A 22,552-nucleotide genomic window follows, 5' to 3' on the forward strand; every position below is an offset into this window, starting at 1 on the left:
GAACGTTCAGTTCGACGCGCTGTGCCTCCGCGTAGGTCTCCCCATCCGACACCCGACCTCAGGCATGCACTCGTGGCAGTGCCCGCTTGCTGGACGGCGCGTTTTCCTTCGCGGCGCATTCTTGCGCTCGCTTTCGTTTCATCCTCGTAACAGCGGGGCTGGTCTCCCGGTTTAGGCCGCCTCCATCGTTCAGCTGGTCGCTCTAGTGCTTTTGGCGACTGTCGCAATAGCACCCGATCACCAAATAATGGCGCACAAGCACTAAGAAAGGCATCAGGGCAGGCGCAAAGAGCAAGCCTGGAGATGTGGTTGGCAGAGAGCAGCCGTTTTTGCGGCAGACGAAAGCAGAACGAGAAGACAGTGGAATAGGCCGCCTCGCCGCAGCACAGATCGCTGCCGGGCGCGACAGGCATTGGATGGGAATAGCAGGGCGCAACCGGAGAAGATCCGGGGTCGCTTTGATTTCTGGTCGGATTCAGCAAGGTCATGCCTCGGTGGACCGGATTGGCGCGTTGCATTGCAACGAGGCCATCGGGTTGGCCGTGTGATGTCCGTCTCTCCGGTTACACGCATTGGCGCCGGCAAGGATATGCCGCGCGCCAAGGGAGACGTTTTGATTGCAGCAGTGCATTCCGGGGGAACAAAACGTGAACGCATCCCAGCAGTGCCGCAGGCGATTGCGGACCACGCTCAAGACCACAGCCGTGCTGTTAGCGCTGTTCGCTCGCGAGCATTGCGCGGCAGAAACCGCAAAGCCGGCAACACCGCGCGTGCAGCCGCCGGCCAGGTTGGAGCAACCCACATCGGCGGGCGAGCACGACAGGCTCAGGGAGCGCATTTTCGCCCTGGCCGAAGCAGGCTCTCCAAAACTGGCGCTGGAACAGGCCACCGCACGCCCGGATGTCTTCGCGCGCCGGGATCTGCTGCTGCTGGAGCATCTTGTCGTTGCCCAGCAGATCCGGTGGGCACGGCAGCAAGCCAGCGCTTCCAATGACCAGGATCGCCTGGTTCCCGCCGACAGCGCGCTTGCGGCTGCCGAGGCACTGCAAGGCAGGATTCCCGCCGACGACGAATACAACGGGGTGCGGGGCGCGGTCCAGGCGGATCGCCTCACGGCGTTGTCCGTGCGCGGACGCATGAAGGAAGCCACCGCGCTATACGAGCAGCTTTCGCTGGCCAACGAGCCGCTACCGGGCTCGGCTTATGCCGCCGCGGGCGATGCCTACGCCTATCTCGACAAGCCCGACCTTGCCTCGCACGCCTACGAACTGGCCTTGCAGGCAGTCATCGAGCCGATCAAGGAGACCACCGAGCCCTATGCGCTATCGCGTCCTAGCGTGCAGGAGAGCCTATTCTTTGCCTACCTGGACCAGGGACACTACGAGGCGGCACGCGAACTGGTCTCGATGATGGCTCGCAACACACCGGCGCAAACCGAGCTGTCCGAAGACTTGGACAAGACCAATCCCGAGTACGGCCGCGTCAAGAAGCTGCAGGCGCAATACCTCCTCTATACCAATCACGTCAATGAGGGCGTCCAGGCACTGGATGCCTTGCGCAAGGACGCCCCCTTCGATCCCTCCCTGCTGACCGCCCGCGCGGACGGCTCGCTGGTGCTGGAACGCCCGTACGCCTCGCAAAGCATCTACCGGCAGGCGCAGGCCGACCACCCCGGCGACATCGAAAGCCTGGTGGGGCTCGGCAAGACCGCCCTCCAACTCCATCAGTACGATCAGGCGAAGGCGGTCGCCGCGGCCTTCGACGGCAATTTCCCCGACAACAACAGCGTCAAGAACTTCCAGCGCGAGTACCGCGTCTACGAGCGCCCGCAACTGATCATCGACGCCATTGGCGAGCGCGGCAACGCAGTGCTGGCCGACCATGCCTGGGGTGTTGACACCCGTCTCTACTCGTCGCCGATGGCCGACTACTGGCGTGTCTTCGCGCACCAATACACCGCGCGTGGCGACACCGGCGATGGCCAGAGCGTCAGCCGCATACGCAACGGCCTCGGAGGCGACTTCCGGCGCGACGGCTGGGAAGCCGCCGCCGAGCTGCATCAGTCCACCGGCGGCCAGGGCAAGACCGGCGGCACCGGCACGGTCGCCTTCCAGCCCAATGATTCCTGGCGCTTCGGCGCGGGCGTCGACTCCGACGACAACGCGTTGCCGTTGAAAGCCTACCAGGCAGGCGTGACAGGCCGCACTGCCACGGCATCGGCGCGCTACTCGCAGGACGATGCGCGCTACTTCAACGTGATGTATGGCGCCTCGCGCTACAGCGACACCAACTTTCACCAGATGTGGCAGGGCACCGCCTACCAGCGGCTGCTGAACCAGCCGCGCCACCAGGTGGCAATCTGGCTCGATGTGGGCACCACCAGCAATACGCTGGACAGCACAGCCTACTTCAATCCGCGCCGCGACTACACCGCGCAACTGCGCACCATGTACCAATGGACGCCGTGGCGCTATGCCGAGAAGTCCTTCAGCCAGCGCGTGTATGTCACCGCAGGTGGCTACCGACAGGACGGCTTCGGCGACAGCATGCTGTGGGAAGCGCGCCTCGAACAGTTCTGGCAACTGGGCCGCAAGGCTTCTCTCACCTACGGCATCGGCATCGGTAGCAGGCGCTTCGACGCCAATCGGGAGACAACCAAGCTGATCTACCTCAACCTCAACGTCCCTCTATAGGTCATCATGCAAAAGCTCAATCGCCGAACATTCATCGGGCTCGCCGGCGCGCTGTCGGTGACCAATAGCGTCCACGCTGGCTATGCGCTGTCCTTGCTGCCGCCGCAGGATCGCGACGACGGGCTGACCTTTCGCGTACTCGCGTTTCACGACATCCGAGACGACCTGCGTGCGGATGTGGGAACGGTGGCAGATACCTGTGCGATCAGCACCGCCACGCTCAACAATATCTTCGCCTGGCTCAAGGGCAACGACTTCCACCCTGTCAGCGTCGACCAGATCATTGCCTCGCGCAACGGCGGCCCCCGCCTGCCGCCGCGCGCTGTGCTGCTGACCTTCGACGATGCCTACAAGAGCCAGTACACCAAGGCCTTTCCGCTCTTGCAACAGTACAACTACCCAGGCCTGGTCGCGGTGGTGTCGCGCTGGACCGGCACGCCCCAGGACGAGCCGGTGCGCATCAGCCATAAGTCGGTGATGGCGCCAGGCTATTTCATGAGCTGGGACAACCTGCGCGAGATGGCTGAGTCAGGCCTGGTGGAGATCGCCTCGCACACGCACGACATGCACCACGGTGCAGTGGCCAATCCGCAAGGCAACGAACTACCGGCGGCCAGCGCGCACCTCTACCATGCCGACCTGAAACGCTACGAAACTGACCAGGAATACGAAAGCCGGGTCGGTGGCGACCTGAAGACGTGCTCAGACATGATCCAGGCGAAAACCGGGGCTCGGGTGCGCTCGATGGTCTGGCCCTACGGCATGTACAACGCAGCGCTGATCGGTGCTTCGCACAAACTGGGCATGAATGTCCACTTCACCCTCGACGACGGGCCCAATACGCCCGAGGTGCCGTTGACCAAGATCAGGCGCCTGCTGGTTTCCTACGACTGGGATGCCGGTGTCATGATGGGCCAGTTCCGCCAGCAGTCGGCCTATCGCGGCGACAACCAGTCGGTCGAACGGGTTGTCAACGTCTCTCTCGACGACGTGTACGATCCGAACCCCGATCGCCAGGAGGCCAGGCTGTCGCGGCTGATAGATCGGATCAAGGATCTTGAGCCCAAATCGGTCTACCTGCAGGCGTTTCACGATCCCGACGGCAGCGGCACCGCCCAGGCGCTCTACTTTCCCAACCGCCACATGCCGGTGCGCGGCGACCTGTTCTCGCGCGCGGCCTGGCAGTTGATCACCCGAGCTGGCGTACAGGTCTACGCGGCATTGCCGGTGCTTGCCTACAAGCTGCCCGCTGGGCATCCGGCTTCGTCCCGGCTGGTAGCGGTGATGCCGGCTGCGCCGGCCACGCCCCTCGACCCGCGCCAGCGGCAACGGCTCAGCCCCTTCGACCCGCTCGCCCGCAGCGTGATCCGCGACATCTACTACGACCTGGGCAGATACACCAGTCTTAACGGCGTCGTGTTTGGCGATGACGCGAGCCTGAGCGATGTCGAAGACGCGAGCGACGCGGCGCTTACCGCCTACGCGGACTGGGGGTTGCCGCGCGAACTGGCTGCGATCCGCGCCAACCCCGATCTGCTGCAACGCTGGTCGGACGCCAAGCTCCGGTACCTGATCGACTTTACGCGGCAACTGGGCGACCTGGTCAAGGACTATCAGGGCGGCGGCAATGTGCTGACCGTGCGCAGCCTGCCTGCCAATGYGGTGCTGCGTCCCGACGCGAGCATGCGCCTGGCCCAGGACATCGACGCATTCGCCGCGCAATACGACTTCGTCAACCTGATGGCCTACGCGGATGCCGGAGGTGGCCCGCCTTCGACGCCCTGGCTGGAGGGCCTGGTCCGCGCCGTAGCGTCGCATCCCGGCGCGCTGCCAAAAACCATCTTCGCGTTGCAGACACTCGACGGCCGGACCCAGGCGCCGGTCGCCAGCACGGCGCTACGTGATCAGATGCAGCGCCTGCGCATGGCTGGCGTGAAGCACCTCGGCTACTGCCCCGACCAGTTCATGGTGAACCAGCCAGACCTGGCTGTGCTGCGGGATGTCATGTCCATGCAGAACCTGGTGCGACCGCGCAATGGCATGAAGGTTTAGACCAAGAGCCAGATCAAGAGCCAGATCAAGACCAAGAGCCGATAGAAACAAGGTAGGGGAAGATTATGAAGAATACGGCAAGCCTGCTTTCGAATTTTGTCTTCTACTACCCACTGTTCATGTCCTACTTATGGATGACCGGTGGCCTGCTTCACTACTTCCTGATCGAGAGAAAAGAGCGCCGGAAAACGCGGGCGGACGTGTTGCTCGATTGCCCGAAGGTCTCGGTGATCGTGCCTTGCTTCAACGAGGAAGCCAATGTGCGCGAGGTCATCGCGAACCTGGCGGAGTTGCGCTATCCGAACTACAACATCATCGCCGTCAATGACGGCAGCAGCGACGCCACCGGCGATATCCTGAATGCGCTGATCGATCAGTATCCGCAATTGCTTGTGATCCACCAGAACAGTAACGAGGGCAAGGCCATTGGCCTGACCACTGCGGCGATGCTGACCGATGCCGAGTACCTGCTGTGCATCGACGGCGACTCGCTGCTCGACCGGGAGGTGATCGGCTGGATGCTGCGTCACTTCCTGCGGGATGCGGGGGTTGGTGCGGTCACCGGCAATCCGCGCATCCGCACCCGGACCTCGCTGTTGGGACGCATGCAGGTCGGCGAGTTCTCATCGATCGTGGGCCTGATCAAACGGACCCAGGAACTGTATGGCCGCCTGCTGACCGTGTCTGGCGTGATCTGCATGTTCCGCAAGAGCGCGCTGCGCGGCGTGGGCTACTGGAGCCCCGACATGCTGACCGAAGACATCGATATCAGCTGGAAGCTGCAGGTCAATGGCTGGCGGCTGCATTTCGAGCCACACGCGCTCAGCTGGATCCTGATGCCGGAGACGTTCAAGGGCCTGTTCAGGCAACGCCTGCGCTGGGCGCGGGGCGGCATCCAGGTGCTGCAGAAGTATGCGGCGCCCATCGTCACCAAGAACAAGCCGATGATGTGGCCGATCTTCCTCGAGTACACGGTCAGCGTGATCTGGGCCTATTGCATGCTGTTCACCCTGGTGATGACGGCCGCGACCGCGCTGTTCGATCTGCCCGAAGCCTGGCGCTTCGCCGGCATGCCGCGCGGGGCAGGCGTCTTTCTCTTTCTGACCTGCTGCGTGCAGATCCTGGTCGGCTGCGTCATCGATCGCTGCTACGACACCAAGCTGCTGCGCTACTTCCTGGACACGATCTGGTACCCGATCGCGTTCTGGACCATCAGCATGGTCGCATCGGTGATCGCCCTGCCCAGCGTGCTGTTGCACCAGCGCCGCACCCGGGCAAGGTGGGTCAGCCCCGACCGCGGCATCCGCGAGGACGCCCCCGCGTCCACGCCGCCAAGGTCACCTGCGCCCGCATCTTCAGTTGTCGGGCAGCTTGAAGAGCATTCTTGAGGAGGAGTGAGACATGAAAGAACCCATCATTGACGCGTCCAGCACGACATTGCAGCAGTATCTGCAGCATCTAGCACGGGGTAAGGCAGTCCGACGATATCTCTGGTATCGGCTGGCGCGGCCGCTGCTGGTGGCCTGCATCTGGGTAGCTGCGGCGTTCTACATCTACTGGTGCGTGGCTTCCGCGGGAAGCACCGAGTTCTCGCTTAGGGAGGTCATCCCCGATGCGTTGATCATTCTCGGGATAGGCTTGGCGCTCACGGTGTGGGCGTTGGCGCGCCGCTTCGGGACAAGCGTGTCCAACCTGAAACAGCCCGCCCGGGTGGCGCCGATCTCGACGCTCGACCTGGCCAAGGATGTGGTGCTCTCGGTGGGCACGGGTCGTCGCCTGGTGGCTTTTCACGACGAAGACGGCCTGATCTCGCACGTTGCACCACTACAGCAAGAACTGGCCTGAGCAGCTCCGCGGTTTGGCCTCGCGCGGCAGCCGGCGGTGCCGCCCGCTGTCGCGCGAGGTCCTCATTGAATGGTTTTGGCATTGTCCATTGTCACGAGGAAATGTGGAGTAGCCATGCGTCCGCTCATCATGATGTGTGGCGCTTCTCTAGTGCTTGCCGGTGCGCTGCTGTGCTCGCCGTCGGGTGCGCGTAACGAAGCCCGTAACCATAGCCGCGTTGATACCCGGCCGCCCGCCAAGGTCCGCCCGGCGATCGATCAGCGCGCCTTTATGCATGGCATTGGCGCAGCCACCGGGCCTGGGCAGACCACCTACGTCTTCTTCAGCAGCTCCGGCCTGCCGCCGCGTGGCCCGGATCGCAATCGCAACTGGACGCACGACATCTACGTCGCCGAATGGAACCCGGCCCAGGCCAGTCTTGGCAAGCCCCGGCTACTGGTCGCCGAGAAGGAAGCGCAGGAGCCGGTATCCGTAGCGCAGAACGCCGCGGGCCGCATCATGCTGACTTTTGAGGATGGCTCGAATACCACCAACGGCGTCAGCCAGCGCTTTCGTGTGTACGGCACAGACCTTCAATCGCAAGAGGCGAAATCGACCGACGTCTGGTCTGGCGGACACTCTGGCCACGTGACAGCGGTAGGGGACAATTTCGTGGTGTTTTACTCAGACGACTGGATCGATGGTGGCGGCGTGGACAACCTGGGCACAGGAAACGGCGTCTACCTCAAAACCTATGACGGTAACGGCCGGCTGTTGCAAAGCAACGAGGTGGCGCCGAACAAGCGCGAGTGGTGGCCATTGATTGCAGGCTCGAAGGAGACGGCCTTGCTTGCCTGGCAGGAGTTCGTACCCGGCGAGACGCACGCCAGGCTGAAGACGGCCGTCTATCGGCCCGTCGACGGCGCGCTGATTGGCATGCAAGCACTGAATAGCCGCCTGAAGTACTACACCTACAGCGTGGCCTATGTCCCGGCCCTGGACAGCTTCCTGCTGGTCGGCACCAACGACTTGGGCAAGGGCTTCGCGCATCTGCTGGATAAGGCCGGCAGGGTGAGTGCCTCGCTTGCCTGCATGCCGGCAAGCGTGCGCGAGGCCGGCATCACCGTGGTCGGCGACATGGCGTACGCGCCTGCAGCGGATGGCCGCCTGCTGCACCTGAAGTTGTCCGCCGACACGATTGAGTTGCGCGGTAGCCAGCCATCGCCGATTCCATGGACTTATGCAGGCAGCCTTGGGCTGGTGCGTTCGCCGTCCATACTGCACTGGGTCTCGCTTACGCCGGCGGGCTTGCGGGAGAGCGATTTTGACTTGAACCGGGCGACGCCGCCCTCGGCCGCGGACCTGTGCCGGTAGGCAAGTATCCGCCGCGCAATGTGACCAGTCAGGAGGTGGATCGATCACCGATGCGTGCAACACAGGGCTACTTGTCGAGTGGCGTGTTTTCTTCCAGTTTTGAGTAACCGTGCGCTTCAATGACGACCGGATCCACAACAATGTACCCCAGCGATCTCAGTAGCGTCACCGCCTCAATTTCAGCGTCAGTGTGAGGCAGGTGTTTTAGAGGCGGCACGAACGACGTAGCTGATCCTGCCGCCGCATCGTGCGCGAGCGGCCGGGCATGTTCGACCTGGCTGCCAGCGACGATCTCGCACCGCTGCGCGTTGGGTTTCCAGGTAACCTCCACCGCGGTACAGAACTTGCCGGTGAATATCTTTAGTTGCATGCTTGCCTTTAGCCACGCGACAAAGGATTCGCGAGACGCAGGCTGGTAGCCTTGCAGCAGAGTTTCGAGATTCTTCTGTGGCAAGCCTTCCGTTTGGGAGGAAGGCTCATCTAGCAGTGACAGCTGCAGCGCCACGCGCTCGCGGTCAGCTTCCTCGTAGATGAGGTATTCGTTGTCAACCACGCCTTCGCGCAGCAGTTCGCACAGCAACGCCCAAGCCCTGGGATTCTTCTCGATGCAACCTTTCAGGCCAGGGTCCAGGCTCGCTAGAATCGCTGGCATCGATTGGTGCCTGCCGGACGCAACTTCGAGTGCGAAGGAAGCGGCATTGCGTGATGGGCTAGCCCGGCGCTGGAGCATTTGCAGGAACTCGTCCTTGTACTCCTCGATCTCGGCAATGGTCTCGGCAGCTTGGCTCCAGGCGTATTTCTCGAGGTTTTCAGCAAGTTTTCGCGCAGCCCTGGCCATGTCATAGGCGAGAACGCCAACATAGCTCTTGCACGCAGCGCATTGGCACTGGAGACGCCCGTAATGCAGAAATCCGGCATACACCCGCTCCTGATGCCCGCAGTGATCGCACTCAAGCGCAAAGCCGCCCTGGCGCGCCGGGCGCTGATTGGCAAGTAGCCCATCGACCTGGTATCGCGCTGGATGATCGCAGCACGGACAGCCCCATATGATCTTGTGAGAGCCATCGCGTGCCGCCACCCTGCCAAATTGACGCTCCAGCGCACTGCGCGGAATGCCCTGCGCCCGTCCGAGCACGTCGGCTGAGTAGCGCCAGTAGAAGTAGGAGTGAGCGGCAGCTGCCACCTCCGGACCATACTCGCGCAACTCCTGTAGCACCCGTGGTGTGTGCCGAATCCGGTCGGCGAGACTGTCGACCATGAAGGACCGGCCCGGAACAAGCGCCTCCAGGGCCTGGCGGCTCTGCTCGACAAAGGCTGGAACATGCTCGCGGCGGATGCCGTCTTCCTCCTTGAGCCAGCGCGAATGTCCCGGCAACGTGTTAAGCGCATCGATGGCTTCTTTGAGCTCTGCAATCGGCGGGCAGGCCAGGAAGGTGAACGGCTTGCTAAAAAGCAATGAATCCATCATCGCATCGTCTCCCACAGAATGGCACCCCTCCCGGACGTGGTCGGGGTGCCGTGAATGCGCCTACGGCCAGTTGGCACGGCGCTTCGCAACGCATCAGTGACGCGGCAGCCCAGCAGGGGTAGGCGCGTCCCGACCGCAGGACGAAGCGACTCCGGAGGTGATCGCGCAGTACGCCGCTTGCGTCCCATTGGTGATTGCGCAGTATGCCGCCTTGGCGTCCGCCGGCGCGGTGCCCAGCGCGGGTTTCCCCTCGCTCGTGACCGCGCAGTAGGCCGCCGTCGCCGGTGTCACCCCAAACTCGCGCGCGCTAAGCCGGGCGCTTGCCTCGGCCAGCGCGCGCAGGCGGGCTTCATCCTGTGGGCCATCGATACCGACGTAGGGGTCATGATGCAGGACATGGCCAAAAATATGCACACAGTCGCTCGCATAGCGCCTGGTATCGACGATATGGGCGTGCCAGAACGCGTCTACCTGTTCGCTGGGCACGACTGGTGCGTCGGGGTACTTTGCCGCGAGCTTCAGAAACCTGCGGTAACCGGCCTCGGCATCGATCAGGCTTTCGGGACTCCAATCGGCGGACTTGCCATGTAGAAGCTTGGCTTTGATCTTCGAGAAATCGAGCGCATCGATGGCTTGCCATGACCGTTCAATCGATCGTTTCTGCACTGTCATGATGTATTCCCTCCTATTGTTGACGCTGGGGCGCGCGCCGGATTCAGAATCAGGCGCGCATCGGCTGCGGTCTCTGTTCAGGCAGCAGACCGTGCACGGTATGGCCGGCGAGGAACGCGGTGATGTCCTCGGCCGGCATAGGGCGGCTAAAGTAGTAGCCCTGGACCTCGTCACAGCCCTCGCGGCGAAGAAAGTCCAGCTGAGCCTCGTTCTCGACGCCTTCGGCCACGACCTCCAGCGCCATCTGATGTCCTAGCCCGATAATTGCGCTCGTGATTTGCGCATCGCTCCTGCTATCGGGCAGATAGCGTATGAATGAGCGGTCGATCTTCACGGTGTCAATCGGGAAACGGCTCAGGTAGGCGAGCGAGGAATAGCCGGTGCCGAAATCGTCAATGGCCAGCCGTACCCCGGTTCGCTTCAGCCGCGACAGCCAGCGGGCCGCTTGCTCGGCATCGCGCATGACCATGCTTTCGGTCAGTTCAAGCTCAAGCAGATACCCTGGCAAGCCGGCTTGCTTCAGGGCATCGAGCACGACCTGCCTCAGGTCCTTGTCGGCAAATTGTCTTGCGGAAAGGTTGACGGAGACGCGTATCGGGGCATTGCCGTCGGCAAGCCACTGCGCATTCTGGCGACAGGCCTCACGCAGTACCCACGCGCCAATCTGCACGATGGCCCCGCATTCCTCTGCAACCGGAATGAAGTCCGCGGGCATCACCATGCCGAGCTTCGGGTGGTGCCATCGGATCAGGGCTTCGACGCCGGTACAGGCATTGGTGTCCAGCGAGATGCGTGGCTGGTAGTGCAGCACGAACTCGTTGTGTTCGAGTGCGCTGCGCAGATGCGATTCCATGTCGATGCGATTCTGCAGGGTCACGCTCATCTCGCGCACATAGTATTGGAAGCCGTTCTTGCCGAGTTGCTTGGCGGCATACATGGCGAGATCAGCATGCTTTAGCAGCGTCTGCGCGTCATTGCCATCTTCGGGAAAGGAGCTGACACCGATGCTTGCCGTCACCTGCAACTCCTTGCCATTGATGACAAAGCCGGATGCGAGCGCGGCCTGGATACGCTTGATGATGCGGTGCAGAAGGGAAAAATCGTCGATCGGCTCGACCAGTACGACAAACTCGTCGCCGCCGAGCCGGGCAATCAGGTTGGCTTCGCCAAGCGTGGCGCTAAAGCGATCTGCCACGGCGCGTAACAAGACGTCGCCCGCGTTGTGGCCCATTGTGTCGTTGACCCTCTTGAACTGGTCCAGATCGACGAAGAGGATATCCAGACGGTGTCGACGGGAGCGGGAACGAGCGAGGCTGCTCTCGAGATGATTATTGAACATCAACCTGTTGGGCAGACCAGTGAGCGCATCGTGATTGGCAAAAAAGCGCAGGGTCTCCTCGGCCTGGCGACGCAGCAGGAAGTGGCCAGTGTGACTTGCTATCGCGCTAGCCATGGCAAGCGCATGTGGATCGCGTGGACGCTTGGTGCGCGAATACATCTCCACCAGTCCAAGCGTGCTCGTGCCCTTGCGCAGCGGGAAAGTAAATACAGTGCGCACGCCCCCGTCGGCCAGCCAGCGATGCTGAGGCAAACGCGCGATGGCACCGCGGCCCGCATACCAATGCGGTTCCGTCAGTATGTCTTCCTGATCTGCCTGATCTGCCTGCAGGTCGGCCGGCCGCCGTGCCAGCCAAGGTTCCAGTTCTTGCTCTCTGGCCCGGCAAACCGGCGCAAGCGCCAAGCCACGTCCTGCATCCGAAGGCCAGAATGCACCCGCCTCCCATTCCATTCCTGCGACCAAGGTACGGACGATTTTTTCCAGGACTTCGGCTTCGCTAGATACGGTGGCGAGATGCAAGGCAACCAGATGCTCCTGTGCGCGAGCCTGCTCGATGAGCTTTCGCTGGGTGATGTCCTGCGCGGTACCGCGCAGGACGGCGGTGCCCGGTGGCCCATGCGCATGGCCGATAAGATGAAGCCAACCCATGCGTCCACGTGACGAGCGGTAGGGGCATTCGAGCTCGAAAGCGACACGCTCCCGCAAGGCGGTTTGCATCCTCTGCCGCAACACGCCGCGAAAGCGGGGATCGGCTGCGCCTAACAGTGTGTCGGGGGTGGGATCCAGCGCTCGCACACCCAGCAGCCGGGCCATCTCGCGGGAAAAATAGGCCGCATTACGCTCAAGGTCGACACGCCAATCCCCCAGGTGCGCGATCCGTTGCGCCTGGGCAAGCCCCTCTTGACTCTCGCGCAGGCTGTGCGTCATGCCATCGGCCACCGCCAGGGCGCGTGACCGGGAACTGGATAGCGCGTAGGCCAGCCCGGCCAGCAGCGCGGTAATGATCAGCCCGGCCCCAAGCACCACACGCTTCAGGTAGCGTTGCGGGCCCGCCATGGCCTGGGCGTCGGCGGAGAAGACAATGAGCCAGCGCCGCCCTCCAAACGGCTGTGTCATCTCCTTGCGCTGGAAGGAACGATCGTCCGATATGCTTGCACGCTGGCGCGCGCGGGGCTCGTCGCTGCCGGCGAGCCGTGCGGCGCTGGCCCCGCTAGCCGCCTTGGCACTGGCGGGGGCGGTGGCCGCCATGCCACCAGCGCTGTTGTACAGCAGAGTCGCCGGGGACGGCGGCACCGGCTCGCCATCGAGCTTCCCGGCGTCGTACAGTTCGAAACGAGTCCCATACACGCGCTCGCTGCCGGCGATCTCCCCAAGCAGCCCGCTGATACGTATGCCAGCACCAACGGAGCCGATATAGGCACGGCGGCGCTGCTCCACTGAATCGAGCGGCTGGCCTTTTCTGTAGACCGGAAGGCGCAAGGCAATGCCGACGTGGGGACCGTTGGCTTCGCTGAAGATCAGGCGCCCGCTGCTCACTGCCTGCCCGCTGTCACGGGCTCTTTCGAGTGCGGCAAGGCGCCCCAGCTCAGCCCCCATGTCGATGCCGATCGACGGCAGGTTGCTGTGGAACGGCTCGACATAAGTCAACACAAAATAGGCTGGCCGCTTCCCTGCAGGGTGGACGGAGAACGCCACTCCGGCCTCGCGCAGGACTGGGTCCTTGCGCTGGCTGGCGACAAAGCTGGCCAGCTCGGAGGCCGGCACATAGGGCGCGTAGTTCAGCGTCTGGAACCCGGGGTAGCGTTGTTCCAGGTTGAGGCCATTGACGAAGTCGCGGAATTCCTCGCGCGAAACATCATCACTAGCGCCGAAGAGCGCCTGCATGGTTACCAGGACGTCGGTGTAGAGCCGGATACGCGTATCGATCTGCTGGGCGATATCGTCGGTATCGCTCTTGAATCGCAGGCGCGCATCCCTCTCCAGCAGCTCTGTGTAGAGCGAATGCACGACGATCGTGCTAAGCAGGCCGAGCAGCAGCGCGCCGAGTGTGATGGCGGTCGTACTGACGCGTCCGATCGGACGCAGCAATTGCGTCAGTAGCTTGCGCACACGATATCCCCCAGGAACGTGACCTGTGGACTGCAGACCTAAGCGATCAAGCGGCGATGGTGTCAGCCGGCTACTGCCGGGCCGGCGCCAACGGGGCGCGCGGACTCGCGCAGCGTTCTTTTACCTGTCTCTACAACGTTATCCCAAATTGGAGCGGGGGCAAGGACGAATACGTTTATCGACTCCCCACTTAAGTGGGGGGGGTGCGCGCTATGTGCTTAGTCAAGCATGAGGGGCGCAAAGGCTACCGCCGCTCGGCATTGAAGATGGAGCGCGCATGGCAGAGGCGCTACGTCGACCGGGCCGAGGCCCGGCGCGACATCACAGTACATCGTTGGCTTCTACAACCCGGTGCGATTGCACTCGACGCTGGGTTATGAGCCGCCGCAGAAATACGAGGACAAGCTAAAGCACCAGACAATCTAAACACCTGTCTGAAAAAACTTGACCACTACAATATGCTCACTAAAAAAGACTGTTATTCCCTCCCCTGAAGCAGGCAATCGATAGATCTTCCTAGACGTCATTGCTCGCCAGAACGCATGTGCGCAGCCTCCTTGAGATCCGTGCACCCTGCCCTTGGGAGTTTGTTGGCTTAGGTTAGCCAGCCCGGTACGAGAAGGTAGGGCCCAGGATGCTGGTTAATGCCTGAGCGCGCTCCTACTGAATCTTGATACTCGCCTGGCTCACCACCGCTCGCCACTTCACGAGTTCAGCCGCTAAGTGCGCTGTCAGTTGCTGCGGCGTGCCACCCAACGGCGTTGCCCCCATCTCAGTGAACTTGCGGATCACCTCCGGGTCGCGAAGCACTTCGTTCAGTGCCGCATTCATGCGCATCACGATGGGTTCTGGCGTGTTGCGGGGCGCGAGCATCGCGAACCAGGTCGAGGACATCAGATTGGAGTGGCCCAGCTCGGCGGCGGTCGGCACGTCAGGCAAGGCGAGCGAACGTTCGCTCGACATGACGGCAAGCGCGCGCACCTTACCGCTCTTGACCTGCCCGAGGATGCCAGGCACCAGTTGGAACATGGCCTGGATATCGTCAGCGAGGAGGTTCGTGGTGGCCTGGCCGGGGGAACTATATGGCACGTGGATCAGGCGGGTGCCGGTCTCGCGCATAAAGAGTTCGCCGGCCACATGCATGGAGCTGCCATTACCCGTGGAGCCGTAGTTCAGCTTGTCGGGGTTGGCCTTGGCATACGCAATGAACTCGGTCAGGTTCTTGACCGGCAGGCTCTTGTTGATCACCAGGATGTTGGGCACATCAGCCACCAACGCCACCGGCGTGAAGCTCTTTTGCGAATCGAACGGCAACTTGGCATACAAGCTGGGATTTACCGCCAGTGTGCCTGCCCACGAAAACAGGAACTTGTACCCATCCGGTACGGCCGCGGCGGCCATCCCCACCCCGATATTGCCATTGGCACCGCCCCGGCTCTCGATGATGACTGTGGCATGGAGTTGCTTGTGCAATTGCTCGGCTAGCACACGTGCCAGGGTGTCAGCCGTTCCGCCACCGCCCGGCGCGGGCACGATGATCTGCACGGGCTTGGACGGGTCGGGCCAGTCCGCCGCCACGGCGGACGACTGCAGGCATGGAACCAGGGCCGCCGCAGCGGCCAGGCAGGCCAGGATGTGACGCATGTTGTCTCCTTGATCTTTGTAAGCGGCAATTCGGCGCCGCCCTATTCTTGGTTGGTGCCGGCTCGCGGCGGCGTCAAGCATACAGGGCTTGCTCCTGCGGTGCGCGCGCGGCCCGGACCACGGCGCGTATCGCCGTGTCCGACGTCGCAACGGGAAGCACGCAGCCCGGGCCCACCATCAGGCGGCGGCCGTCCGTCTGCGACATGGCGTTGTGCACCTCATCCGCAATATCCTGCTCGCTTCCATGAAGCAAGGTGTCGTGCTCGTTCAACCCACCCACCAGCAGGCGCGTGAAGCGCGCCGCCGCCGCCTCCAGCCCTGGCTGGGTCAGGCGGTCGTGCCAATTGAACATGTCGACTGGATACGTCGCAAGGAGATCGAACATGATGTCATCGCCGTGCGCGTGCAACATGTTGAGTTGTGCGTGGCCACGCAGCGCAGCGAGCACCTCCAGATCGTAGCGTCGCCCGAAACGCTCATACTCCTGGGTCGTCAGCATGCGGCTCGACGCCAGTTGCGTTGCGAAGAACACGCCGTGCGCGCCGGCCTTCAGCGAGTCCAACGCGAACTGGATCGTGGTGTCCGTGATTACCCGCAGCGCCGCCTCGAGCGCATCCGGCTCGCAGCGCAGGTCAGCAAATAGCTTGTCCGTACTCAACTTGCGCGCCGTGGTTAGTGGGCTGAACACGGTTTGCAGAATAGGTACCGCGCCGCGCAAGGACCGTGCCGCCGCGCGTAGCGCCTCGTTCTGGCGGCCATAGGAGCCCTGTCTCACATCCAGCGGCCGGATCCGAAGCCAGTCCTCCGTGGTTCGCACCGATGGCGCTACCACCGCGCGCGCGCCGTTGGCACTGCCCTGGTATGCCGTGACAGCGCCCCAGTCTTCGACGCCGTATGTGCCCGGTGGCATGAATTTGACCAGGTCAAAATCCCATTTCCGCTGCCACTCCAGTGTGTGCCGCACAAGTTTGTCCACGTCCAGGTCGTCTTCCGGAAAATGGCGCCACAACGCGACGGGAGTGCGGTCGGTGGCTTCGCCCAGCAGGGCAGCTTCAATGCGCTGCCAATGATTCATGGTCTGCATGTGTTTGCTCGCTTCGATGTTTGCGCAATCCTGCGAATTCAGGGGGCCAGCGCGAGGACTCGGTTTACGCCGGTGGCTACGCGCGCGGCCTCCACGCCGTACACGTGGATGGAGATCGCCACACCAGCGCCCGCGTTACCCAGCCGATGGACCTGGTCCAGGCCGTCCGTCCCGCTGCTGCCCGCGCCCACGGCGCGCGGCTGCCAGTGAAGCGGCGTGGCGCGCAGGCTCTGGCGGTCGCAGGTGTAGTAGTGCTCTTGCAGTTCTCCCTGAACCACCGTTAGCGCACACCAGGTGTGGTGCGCGTGCACCGGGCTGAACTGCCCGGCCAGCCACACCAGCGCCATGACCGTATAGCGTCCCTGTGGGTCGGCCTGCAGCACGTGGCGCGCATAGCGCTGCGGGTCCGGCTGGCACTGTGCCGGCGTTAGCCAGTTACCGTCGGCGAAAGATGCCTGCAAGGCGTGTTGCACCACGCCGGGCAAACGGTCAGGTGGCAATGCCATTGCGGCGTCGATCCCGCGGGTCAACGCGGTCAAATTGTCGGTTTCCAGAGTCAAGCACATAGGGGTTTTTCCCAGTAACAGTTCGTTTTTCACAAAATCGATGACACAAGGCATTGCAGGCGCTTAGTCTTTCATTAGGTGAAATGCAGAACAAACGAGATGTTTGGAAAACAGTCTTTGTAAAATACAAAACCTTATGCACTACAGCCTGATAGACCTGAAACTGTTCGTGGCAGTGGCCGACGCAGGCAACGTGTCGCGAGGCGGCGCCACATGCTTCCTGGCGCCCTCGTCGGCCAGCCTGCGCATTAAGCAGTTGGAGCAAGCGCTGGGCACCCGGCTGTTCGTGCGGGAGGCACGCGGCGTTTCACTGACACGCGCTGGCCAGGTCATGCTGGAGCACTGCCGCCGCTGCCTTGCCGAGCTGGAGCAGATGCACGCCAACCTGGCACCCTATGCCGAAGGTGTCCGGGCGCAGGTCACGATCTTTGCTAACAGCAGTGCGATCGCTTCGTTCTTGCCGGGGGATCTGCAGATGTTCCTGCGCGACTACCCGGAAGTACGCATCTCCCTGGACGAGCGTCTCAGCCACAACATCGTGGCCGCCGTGGCCGAAGGGCGAGCCGACGTCGGCGTGGTCACATGGGATGACGAGCATCCGGAACTTGTGTTCCTGCCCTACCGTCAGGATGAAGTCGTCATGGTGGTGCCCAAGGGTGACCTGCTGGCCGCGCGCCAATCGGTAGCGTTTCTGGACTGCTTGAGCCGCCCCTTCGTCAGCCTGCAGAGCGGGGCTGCCATTCATACCTTCATGGTGGGCAAGGCCGCAGCCCTGGGACATCACATGGACGTACGCATCCAGGTGTCCGGGTTCGCGGCGGTGGTGGCGATGGTGCGCTCGGGCGCGGGGGTCGGGATGGTGCCACGCTCGGTGCTGCAGTCGATCAACTGTGACGGCGTGCGGGTGTTGACGCTGCGCGAGAAATGGGCGGTACGGCCACTGAAGCTATGCACGCGGCGAAATGCGGCCGCGTCCGCAGTTTATGTGAGTGCCCTGCTGCGGCAGTTGGGCCAGCAGGCTGACGTGCCAGCGGAATAAGCTCGGCGCCGCTCGCTCAGGTCGAGTTCGGCCCTGGCTTATTCCGCGCTGGCCGTCATCAGGCGATGGGGCATGTTCATCAGCACATCAGGCACGCGTACTGTCGAACCAGATGACGTCGACGTCCGTTCCGAGCAAATTTAGTGGCGCTCCGACGAGAGGGTCCCCGACTGCGCGACTGGCAAATCCGGCGGTAAGTCAACGTTCAGGCAACGAGCGACCCTGACCTCAGCACGGCACTTTATCCGACGCTTATCTTCCCGTATTGGGACGACCAGGCGGCCAGCGAGTTCCCGTTGGCTAGTCACGATCGGATATTCCACCGCAGCCGGCAGTCCAGACACCTAAGTGGCAGCATCTCTGCGCCCGGCAGCAAATCAGCAAATCCAGCCGCCGGACTGCGCACGCCAGATGCAGTGCACGAGGAGATGGCGCAGCAGGGGGACCAGGCGCAGCATGTCGCCATTGATCCGAAAGGCGGATCCCGGCCGCGCTCAGGCATGCGTCGCCGGAGCGCAGGGTGGCGGCTTTGCTGCGCCCCGACAACCACGACGAACAGGTCGCGGCGCGAGTACTCCGCAGCGTGGCAAGTACCGAATCGTACGCCGGCGGCGGAAGCCGCAGGTCCACATCAACAAAGAACTTGGCGTGCGTGACCGCCGGCGTGCGCGGCCCGGCCGGCTTGACCAGGGCGATCAAAAAAATACCGGCGCCTTTGCTCCGGCGCAGGAAATCTGTGAAGACCTCAAGCGCATGCTGCGAAGCGGTATGGGTGCTTTGCAGTGGCAGTGGTCCGTTCGAAGCCTCGTTGCCGAGCCTCATCAGCGCAGCCCTGCAGCACCAGGATTTACAATGGCCGGTAATAGCCACATGCGAACTGCATGACCGTGCCTGTAGGACGAGCGCCGATTTCCGTCGCGGCAAGTACTGCATAAGCTGAATCCCATCCATGTCCAATCGACAAGCACCGCCATGGCCAGGACCACCCGTCGGCCGGACAACGGCCGCTCTGCCACGGCCCGGAAACGCCCGCCGGCTAAGAAGCCCACAGGCACCCGATCCGCTGGCACGCTAGGCAAGTACCAGCGCAAGCGCGATTTCGGTGCGACCCCAGAGCCGAGCGGCACACCGGCCGCAAAAAAAAGCACCAGCGGCACGCACAAGCGCGAACACGCCCTCTCCTTCGTGATCCAGAAACACGCCGCGCGGCGGCTGCACTATGACTTTCGCCTCGAATTGGACGGCGTGCTCAAGAGCTGGGCCGTACCCAAGGGTCCGAGCCTGGACCCCGCTGACAAACGCATGGCCGTCCATGTGGAAGACCACCCGCTGGACTACGCCAACTTCGAAGGCGTCATTCCGCCGGGCCACTATGGCGCCGGCACGGTCATCGTCTGGGACCGCGGCGTGTGGGTGCCTGAAGCCGATCCGCACGCCGCCTACCGCACCGGCAAGCTGAAGTTCGAGCTGCGCGGAGAAAAGCTGCACGGACACTGGGCTCTGGTACGCATGCACGGCAGCCGGCAGAAGGAGCAGAACGCCTGGCTGCTGATCAAGGAGCGCGACGAAGACGCGCAGCCGGCATCGAAGTTTGACGTGGTGGACGCGTTGCCAGACAGCGTGCTCGCCGGGACGACACGCGGCACCACACGCAAGACATTGAAAGCCGCAGGCAAGACGGCCGCCAGTGGCCACAAGAAATCCGCGGCCGCGCTTGTGCTTCCGCGAGGCGCCAAAAAGGCAACGCTGCCGCTCGCGCTGGCGCCGCAACTCGCAACGCTGGTCGATACCCTCCCAGCAGACAGCGAGGCGTGGCGCTACGAGATCAAGGTCGACGGCTACCGCCTGCTGGCACGCATCGACGGCCGCGACGTGCGGCTCTTCACGAGGCAGGGCCACGACTGGACCTCGAAGCTAAAGGCGATCGCGAAGGAAGTCGGCTCGCTTGGGCTGCCGGACGGCTGGCTGGATGGCGAAATCGTGGTGATGGGCCAACACGGCGAGACGGACTTCCAGGCGTTGCAGAACGCTTTTGAGACAGCGCATGCCGACACCATCCAGTTCTTCGTGTTCGACCTCCCGTTCTACGCCGGCCATGACCTGCGCAAGGTTCCGCTGGCGGAGCGGCGCGCGCTGCTGCGCCGTCTGTTCGAAAGCAATACGCCGCCACAGCTGCGCTTCAGCGAGGAATTCGAAGCTAGCGCCGCCGACGTGCTGGATGCGGCCTGCCGCATGAAGCTAGAGGGCGTGATCGGAAAACGTGCCGACGCACCCTATGTCAGCGTGCGCACCAATACCTGGATCAAGCTCAAATGCACGCTGCGCCAAGAGTTCGTGGTGGGCGGCTTTACCGACCCAAAGGGCAGCCGCCGGGGCATCGGTGCGTTGCTGCTTGGCGTTCACGATGCCAGCGGCCAGCTGCGCTACGCGGGCAATGTCGGCACCGGCTTCGACACCCGTACGCTCGACAACCTGCACACGCAACTGAATGGGCTACGGACGGACGAGCCGCCGTTCCATGCGCTGCCCGCGTCGGTGAAAGGACATTGGGTGCGACCAAAACTGGTAGCCGAAGTATCGTTCGGCTCCTGGACGCGCGAAGGGCGCGTGCGGCATTCCGTGTTCCACGGGCTGCGCACCGACAAGCCCGCGGGCGGTATAGCGGTCGAACGGGCCAGGGAGCCTGCCGGTGTAAAGCGCGGTAAGGGCAAGCTCGCCGCCGCGACCGGCAAGGTGGCGATCAGCCACGCCGATCGCGTGATCGACGACTCAACCGGCATCACCAAAGGCGAGTTGGTTCGCTACTACGAGCGCGTCGCATCGCTGATGCTGCCGCACCTGCGCGGACGCCCAATCGCCATGGTGCGCGCACCGGCCGGCGTACACGGGCAACAGTTCTTCCAGAGGCACGGCGACACGCTGCATGTCGAAGGAATCAACATGCTGAACACAAGCTTGTGGCCTGGGCATCCAGCGCTACTGGAGATCGTGTCTGCACCGGGGCTGATTGCGGCGGCGCAGCTCAATGTCGTGGAATTCCACACGTGGAATGCGAACAAGCGCAGCATCGATAAGCCGAACCGCATCATCTTCGATCTCGACCCCGGAGAAGGCGTGCCCTGGCCGCACATGCGCGAGGCGGCCGCGCTGGTCAGGACACTGCTTCTCGAGCTGGGTCTGGCCAGCTTTGTGAAGACCAGCGGCGGCAAGGGCCTGCATGTGGTCGTGCCAGTCACGCCACGTGCCGGCTGGGACGAAGCGAAGGATTTTTCGCACAAGGTGGTGCTGCATATCGTCGCAACGATCCCACAGCGCTTTGTTGCAAAGAGCGGCGCGCGCAATCGCGTTGGCAAGATTTTCATCGATTACCTGCGCAACGGCGTCGCGGCCACCACGGTAGCCGCGTTCTCGGCGCGTGCGCGCCCCGGCCTCGGCGTGTCGATCCCGATCGCATGGGATGAACTGGACGGGCTGCGCAGCGCCGCCCAGTGGACCGTCGCCAATGTCGGCCCGCGGCTCGAGGAACTGGAGTCACACGATGCCTGGGACGGCTATGCTGGCACGCGGCAGGTCATCACGCGCGCCGCTGCACGCCTGACGCGCAATTGACGCTACGGCACGCTTCTTGCCACTTCCTGGCAACAACACCCTTTTCGCGTGGGACCGTGCATAGACTTCGCGGCCGATGCGTCCGTTGCGGCATTTACTGCTGCTCGATGATGTTTGCCGGCCCTGCCGCCTTCACGCTGGCGCATGCCGCGCCGGCAGGATCCAAAGCGGACTACGACTCTGCCGTGAAAGCCGCCATCGCCAACTATAAGGCTGCGCGCGCCCAGTGCGACAGCCTCAAGGGCAATGCGAAAGACGTCTGCGTGAAGGAAGCCAAGCGTGATGAGGAAGTGGCCAAGGCCAACGCCGAAGCCACGCTCGACGGCACCGCCAAGTCACGCGCCAAGGCGGACAAGGTCAAGGTCGATGCCGACCATGGCGTGGCCAAGGACAAGCGCGTGGCCAACGTCAAGGCCAAGTACGCCAAGTAAGTCACCCCTTTTGCGACACGTGAGCAGCCCCGCTCCAGGTGGGCTGACGGCAAACACAATCAAGGAGTCGACATGAATTGGGATCAGATCGAAGGAAAATGGGATCAGGCCAAAGGCAAGGTCAAGGAAAAGTGGGGCCAGCTCACCGACGACGACCTCACCGAGATCCGGGGCAAGCGCGATCAGCTTGCCGGCCGCATCCAGGATGCGCTACGGATATACCAAGGAGCGCGCGGAAGAGGAATTGAAGGCGTGGGAGAGCGACATACGATGGTAAATCGGAAGGTATAAGAAAAGCGGGGGCGATGCGCATTTCGCCTCCTGGCAGATCAAACGCGACTGGAGCGATGAGGACTTCCCGCTCCCGAAGAAGCCGATGAGGCTGCCGGTCACCCGGAGCCAGGACGAGATTACGGTCTTCTTCTCGTCGGTTGCCAGCCTCAAGCAGCGCACCATCCTGATGACCGGCTACGCCTACCCGCCCTGGCTATTTCCCGACCATTCAGCCAGCTCTCGAGTTCCTCGAAAGCTGGACGCGGTCGGAAAGCGCATCTCCCAAGACGTGCCGTCGATGCTGCCATCGATGATCGCGCAGCGGGCGAAGCTGGAGCTTCTGGTATGCGGACAGCATGGGTAGATACGCAAATG

The 22,552-nt window shown here is 63.0% G+C and carries 15 protein-coding genes and 1 pseudogene; 10 read left to right on the forward strand and 6 right to left on the reverse strand.

Annotated features, from left to right (window positions below):
- The first annotated feature begins 647 nt into the window (after positions 1–647).
- The 5 genes from pgaA (at position 648) to AC1DQR_RS07640 (ending at position 7,943) form a co-directional block, all read left to right on the forward strand.
- Positions 648–2,693 carry a poly-beta-1,6 N-acetyl-D-glucosamine export porin PgaA gene (gene pgaA / locus AC1DQR_RS07620; RefSeq protein WP_477132827.1) on the forward strand — a complete coding sequence of 682 codons (2,046 nt, stop codon included), beginning with the start codon at positions 648–650 and terminating at the stop codon, positions 2,691–2,693.
- A 6-nt stretch (positions 2,694–2,699) separates the two neighbouring features.
- Positions 2,700–4,745, forward strand: coding sequence for a poly-beta-1,6-N-acetyl-D-glucosamine N-deacetylase PgaB (gene pgaB, locus AC1DQR_RS07625; RefSeq protein WP_477132828.1), 2,046 nt, complete (start codon positions 2,700–2,702; stop codon positions 4,743–4,745).
- Positions 4,746–4,810: 65 nt separating this feature from the next.
- Positions 4,811–6,133, forward strand: coding sequence for a poly-beta-1,6-N-acetyl-D-glucosamine synthase (gene pgaC, locus AC1DQR_RS07630; RefSeq protein WP_416051570.1), 1,323 nt, complete (start codon positions 4,811–4,813; stop codon positions 6,131–6,133).
- Between the two features lie 13 nt (positions 6,134–6,146).
- Positions 6,147–6,590: a hypothetical protein gene (locus tag AC1DQR_RS07635; RefSeq protein WP_416051569.1), complete on the forward strand. Its 444-nt coding sequence runs from the start codon at positions 6,147–6,149 to the stop codon at positions 6,588–6,590.
- A gap of 114 nt (positions 6,591–6,704) precedes the next feature.
- Positions 6,705–7,943 carry a hypothetical protein gene (locus AC1DQR_RS07640; protein ID WP_416051568.1) on the forward strand — a complete coding sequence of 413 codons (1,239 nt, stop codon included), beginning with the start codon at positions 6,705–6,707 and terminating at the stop codon, positions 7,941–7,943.
- 67 nt (positions 7,944–8,010) lie between these two features.
- Here AC1DQR_RS07640 and AC1DQR_RS07645 read toward each other — a convergent pair whose 3' ends face one another.
- From AC1DQR_RS07645 to AC1DQR_RS07670, 6 genes are all read right to left on the reverse strand, one after another.
- Complete coding sequence (locus tag AC1DQR_RS07645) at positions 8,011–9,411, reverse strand: hypothetical protein (RefSeq protein WP_416051567.1); 1,401 nt, start codon at positions 9,409–9,411, stop codon at positions 8,011–8,013.
- A 93-nt stretch (positions 9,412–9,504) separates the two neighbouring features.
- Entirely contained in the window at positions 9,505–10,083 is a 579-nt protein-coding gene (locus AC1DQR_RS07650) for a glycine-rich domain-containing protein (RefSeq protein WP_416051566.1), read from the reverse strand.
- A 49-nt stretch (positions 10,084–10,132) separates the two neighbouring features.
- Positions 10,133–13,531, reverse strand: coding sequence for a bifunctional diguanylate cyclase/phosphodiesterase (locus AC1DQR_RS07655; protein WP_477132829.1), 3,399 nt, complete (start codon positions 13,529–13,531; stop codon positions 10,133–10,135).
- Between the two features lie 660 nt (positions 13,532–14,191).
- Positions 14,192–15,175 carry a Bug family tripartite tricarboxylate transporter substrate binding protein gene (locus AC1DQR_RS07660; RefSeq protein ID WP_416051564.1) on the reverse strand — a complete coding sequence of 328 codons (984 nt, stop codon included), beginning with the start codon at positions 15,173–15,175 and terminating at the stop codon, positions 14,192–14,194.
- 73 nt (positions 15,176–15,248) lie between these two features.
- On the reverse strand, positions 15,249–16,259 hold the full coding sequence (locus tag AC1DQR_RS07665) for a uroporphyrinogen decarboxylase family protein (RefSeq protein WP_416051563.1): 1,011 nt from the start codon (positions 16,257–16,259) through the stop codon (positions 15,249–15,251).
- Positions 16,260–16,297: 38 nt separating this feature from the next.
- Entirely contained in the window at positions 16,298–16,798 is a 501-nt protein-coding gene (locus AC1DQR_RS07670; RefSeq protein ID WP_416051562.1) for a cysteine dioxygenase family protein, read from the reverse strand.
- A 163-nt stretch (positions 16,799–16,961) separates the two neighbouring features.
- Here AC1DQR_RS07670 and AC1DQR_RS07675 point away from each other — a divergent pair, with 163 nt between their 5' ends.
- From AC1DQR_RS07675 to AC1DQR_RS07695, 5 genes and pseudogenes are all read left to right on the forward strand, one after another.
- On the forward strand, positions 16,962–17,864 hold the full coding sequence (locus tag AC1DQR_RS07675; protein WP_477132830.1) for a LysR family transcriptional regulator: 903 nt from the start codon (positions 16,962–16,964) through the stop codon (positions 17,862–17,864).
- Between the two features lie 972 nt (positions 17,865–18,836).
- Complete coding sequence (gene ligD, locus AC1DQR_RS07680) at positions 18,837–21,473, forward strand: DNA ligase D (RefSeq protein WP_477132831.1); 2,637 nt, start codon at positions 18,837–18,839, stop codon at positions 21,471–21,473.
- 107 nt (positions 21,474–21,580) lie between these two features.
- Positions 21,581–21,904: a hypothetical protein gene (locus AC1DQR_RS07685; RefSeq protein WP_477132832.1), complete on the forward strand. Its 324-nt coding sequence runs from the start codon at positions 21,581–21,583 to the stop codon at positions 21,902–21,904.
- Positions 21,905–21,976: 72 nt separating this feature from the next.
- Positions 21,977–22,181: pseudogene (locus AC1DQR_RS07690) on the forward strand (CsbD family protein).
- Positions 22,182–22,280: 99 nt separating this feature from the next.
- A complete protein-coding gene (locus AC1DQR_RS07695) occupies positions 22,281–22,541 on the forward strand; it encodes a hypothetical protein (protein WP_416051558.1) in 261 nt (86 codons plus the stop codon).
- Positions 22,542–22,552: the final 11 nt, after the last annotated feature.

The organism is Cupriavidus sp. 05L411 (assembly GCF_056398045.1).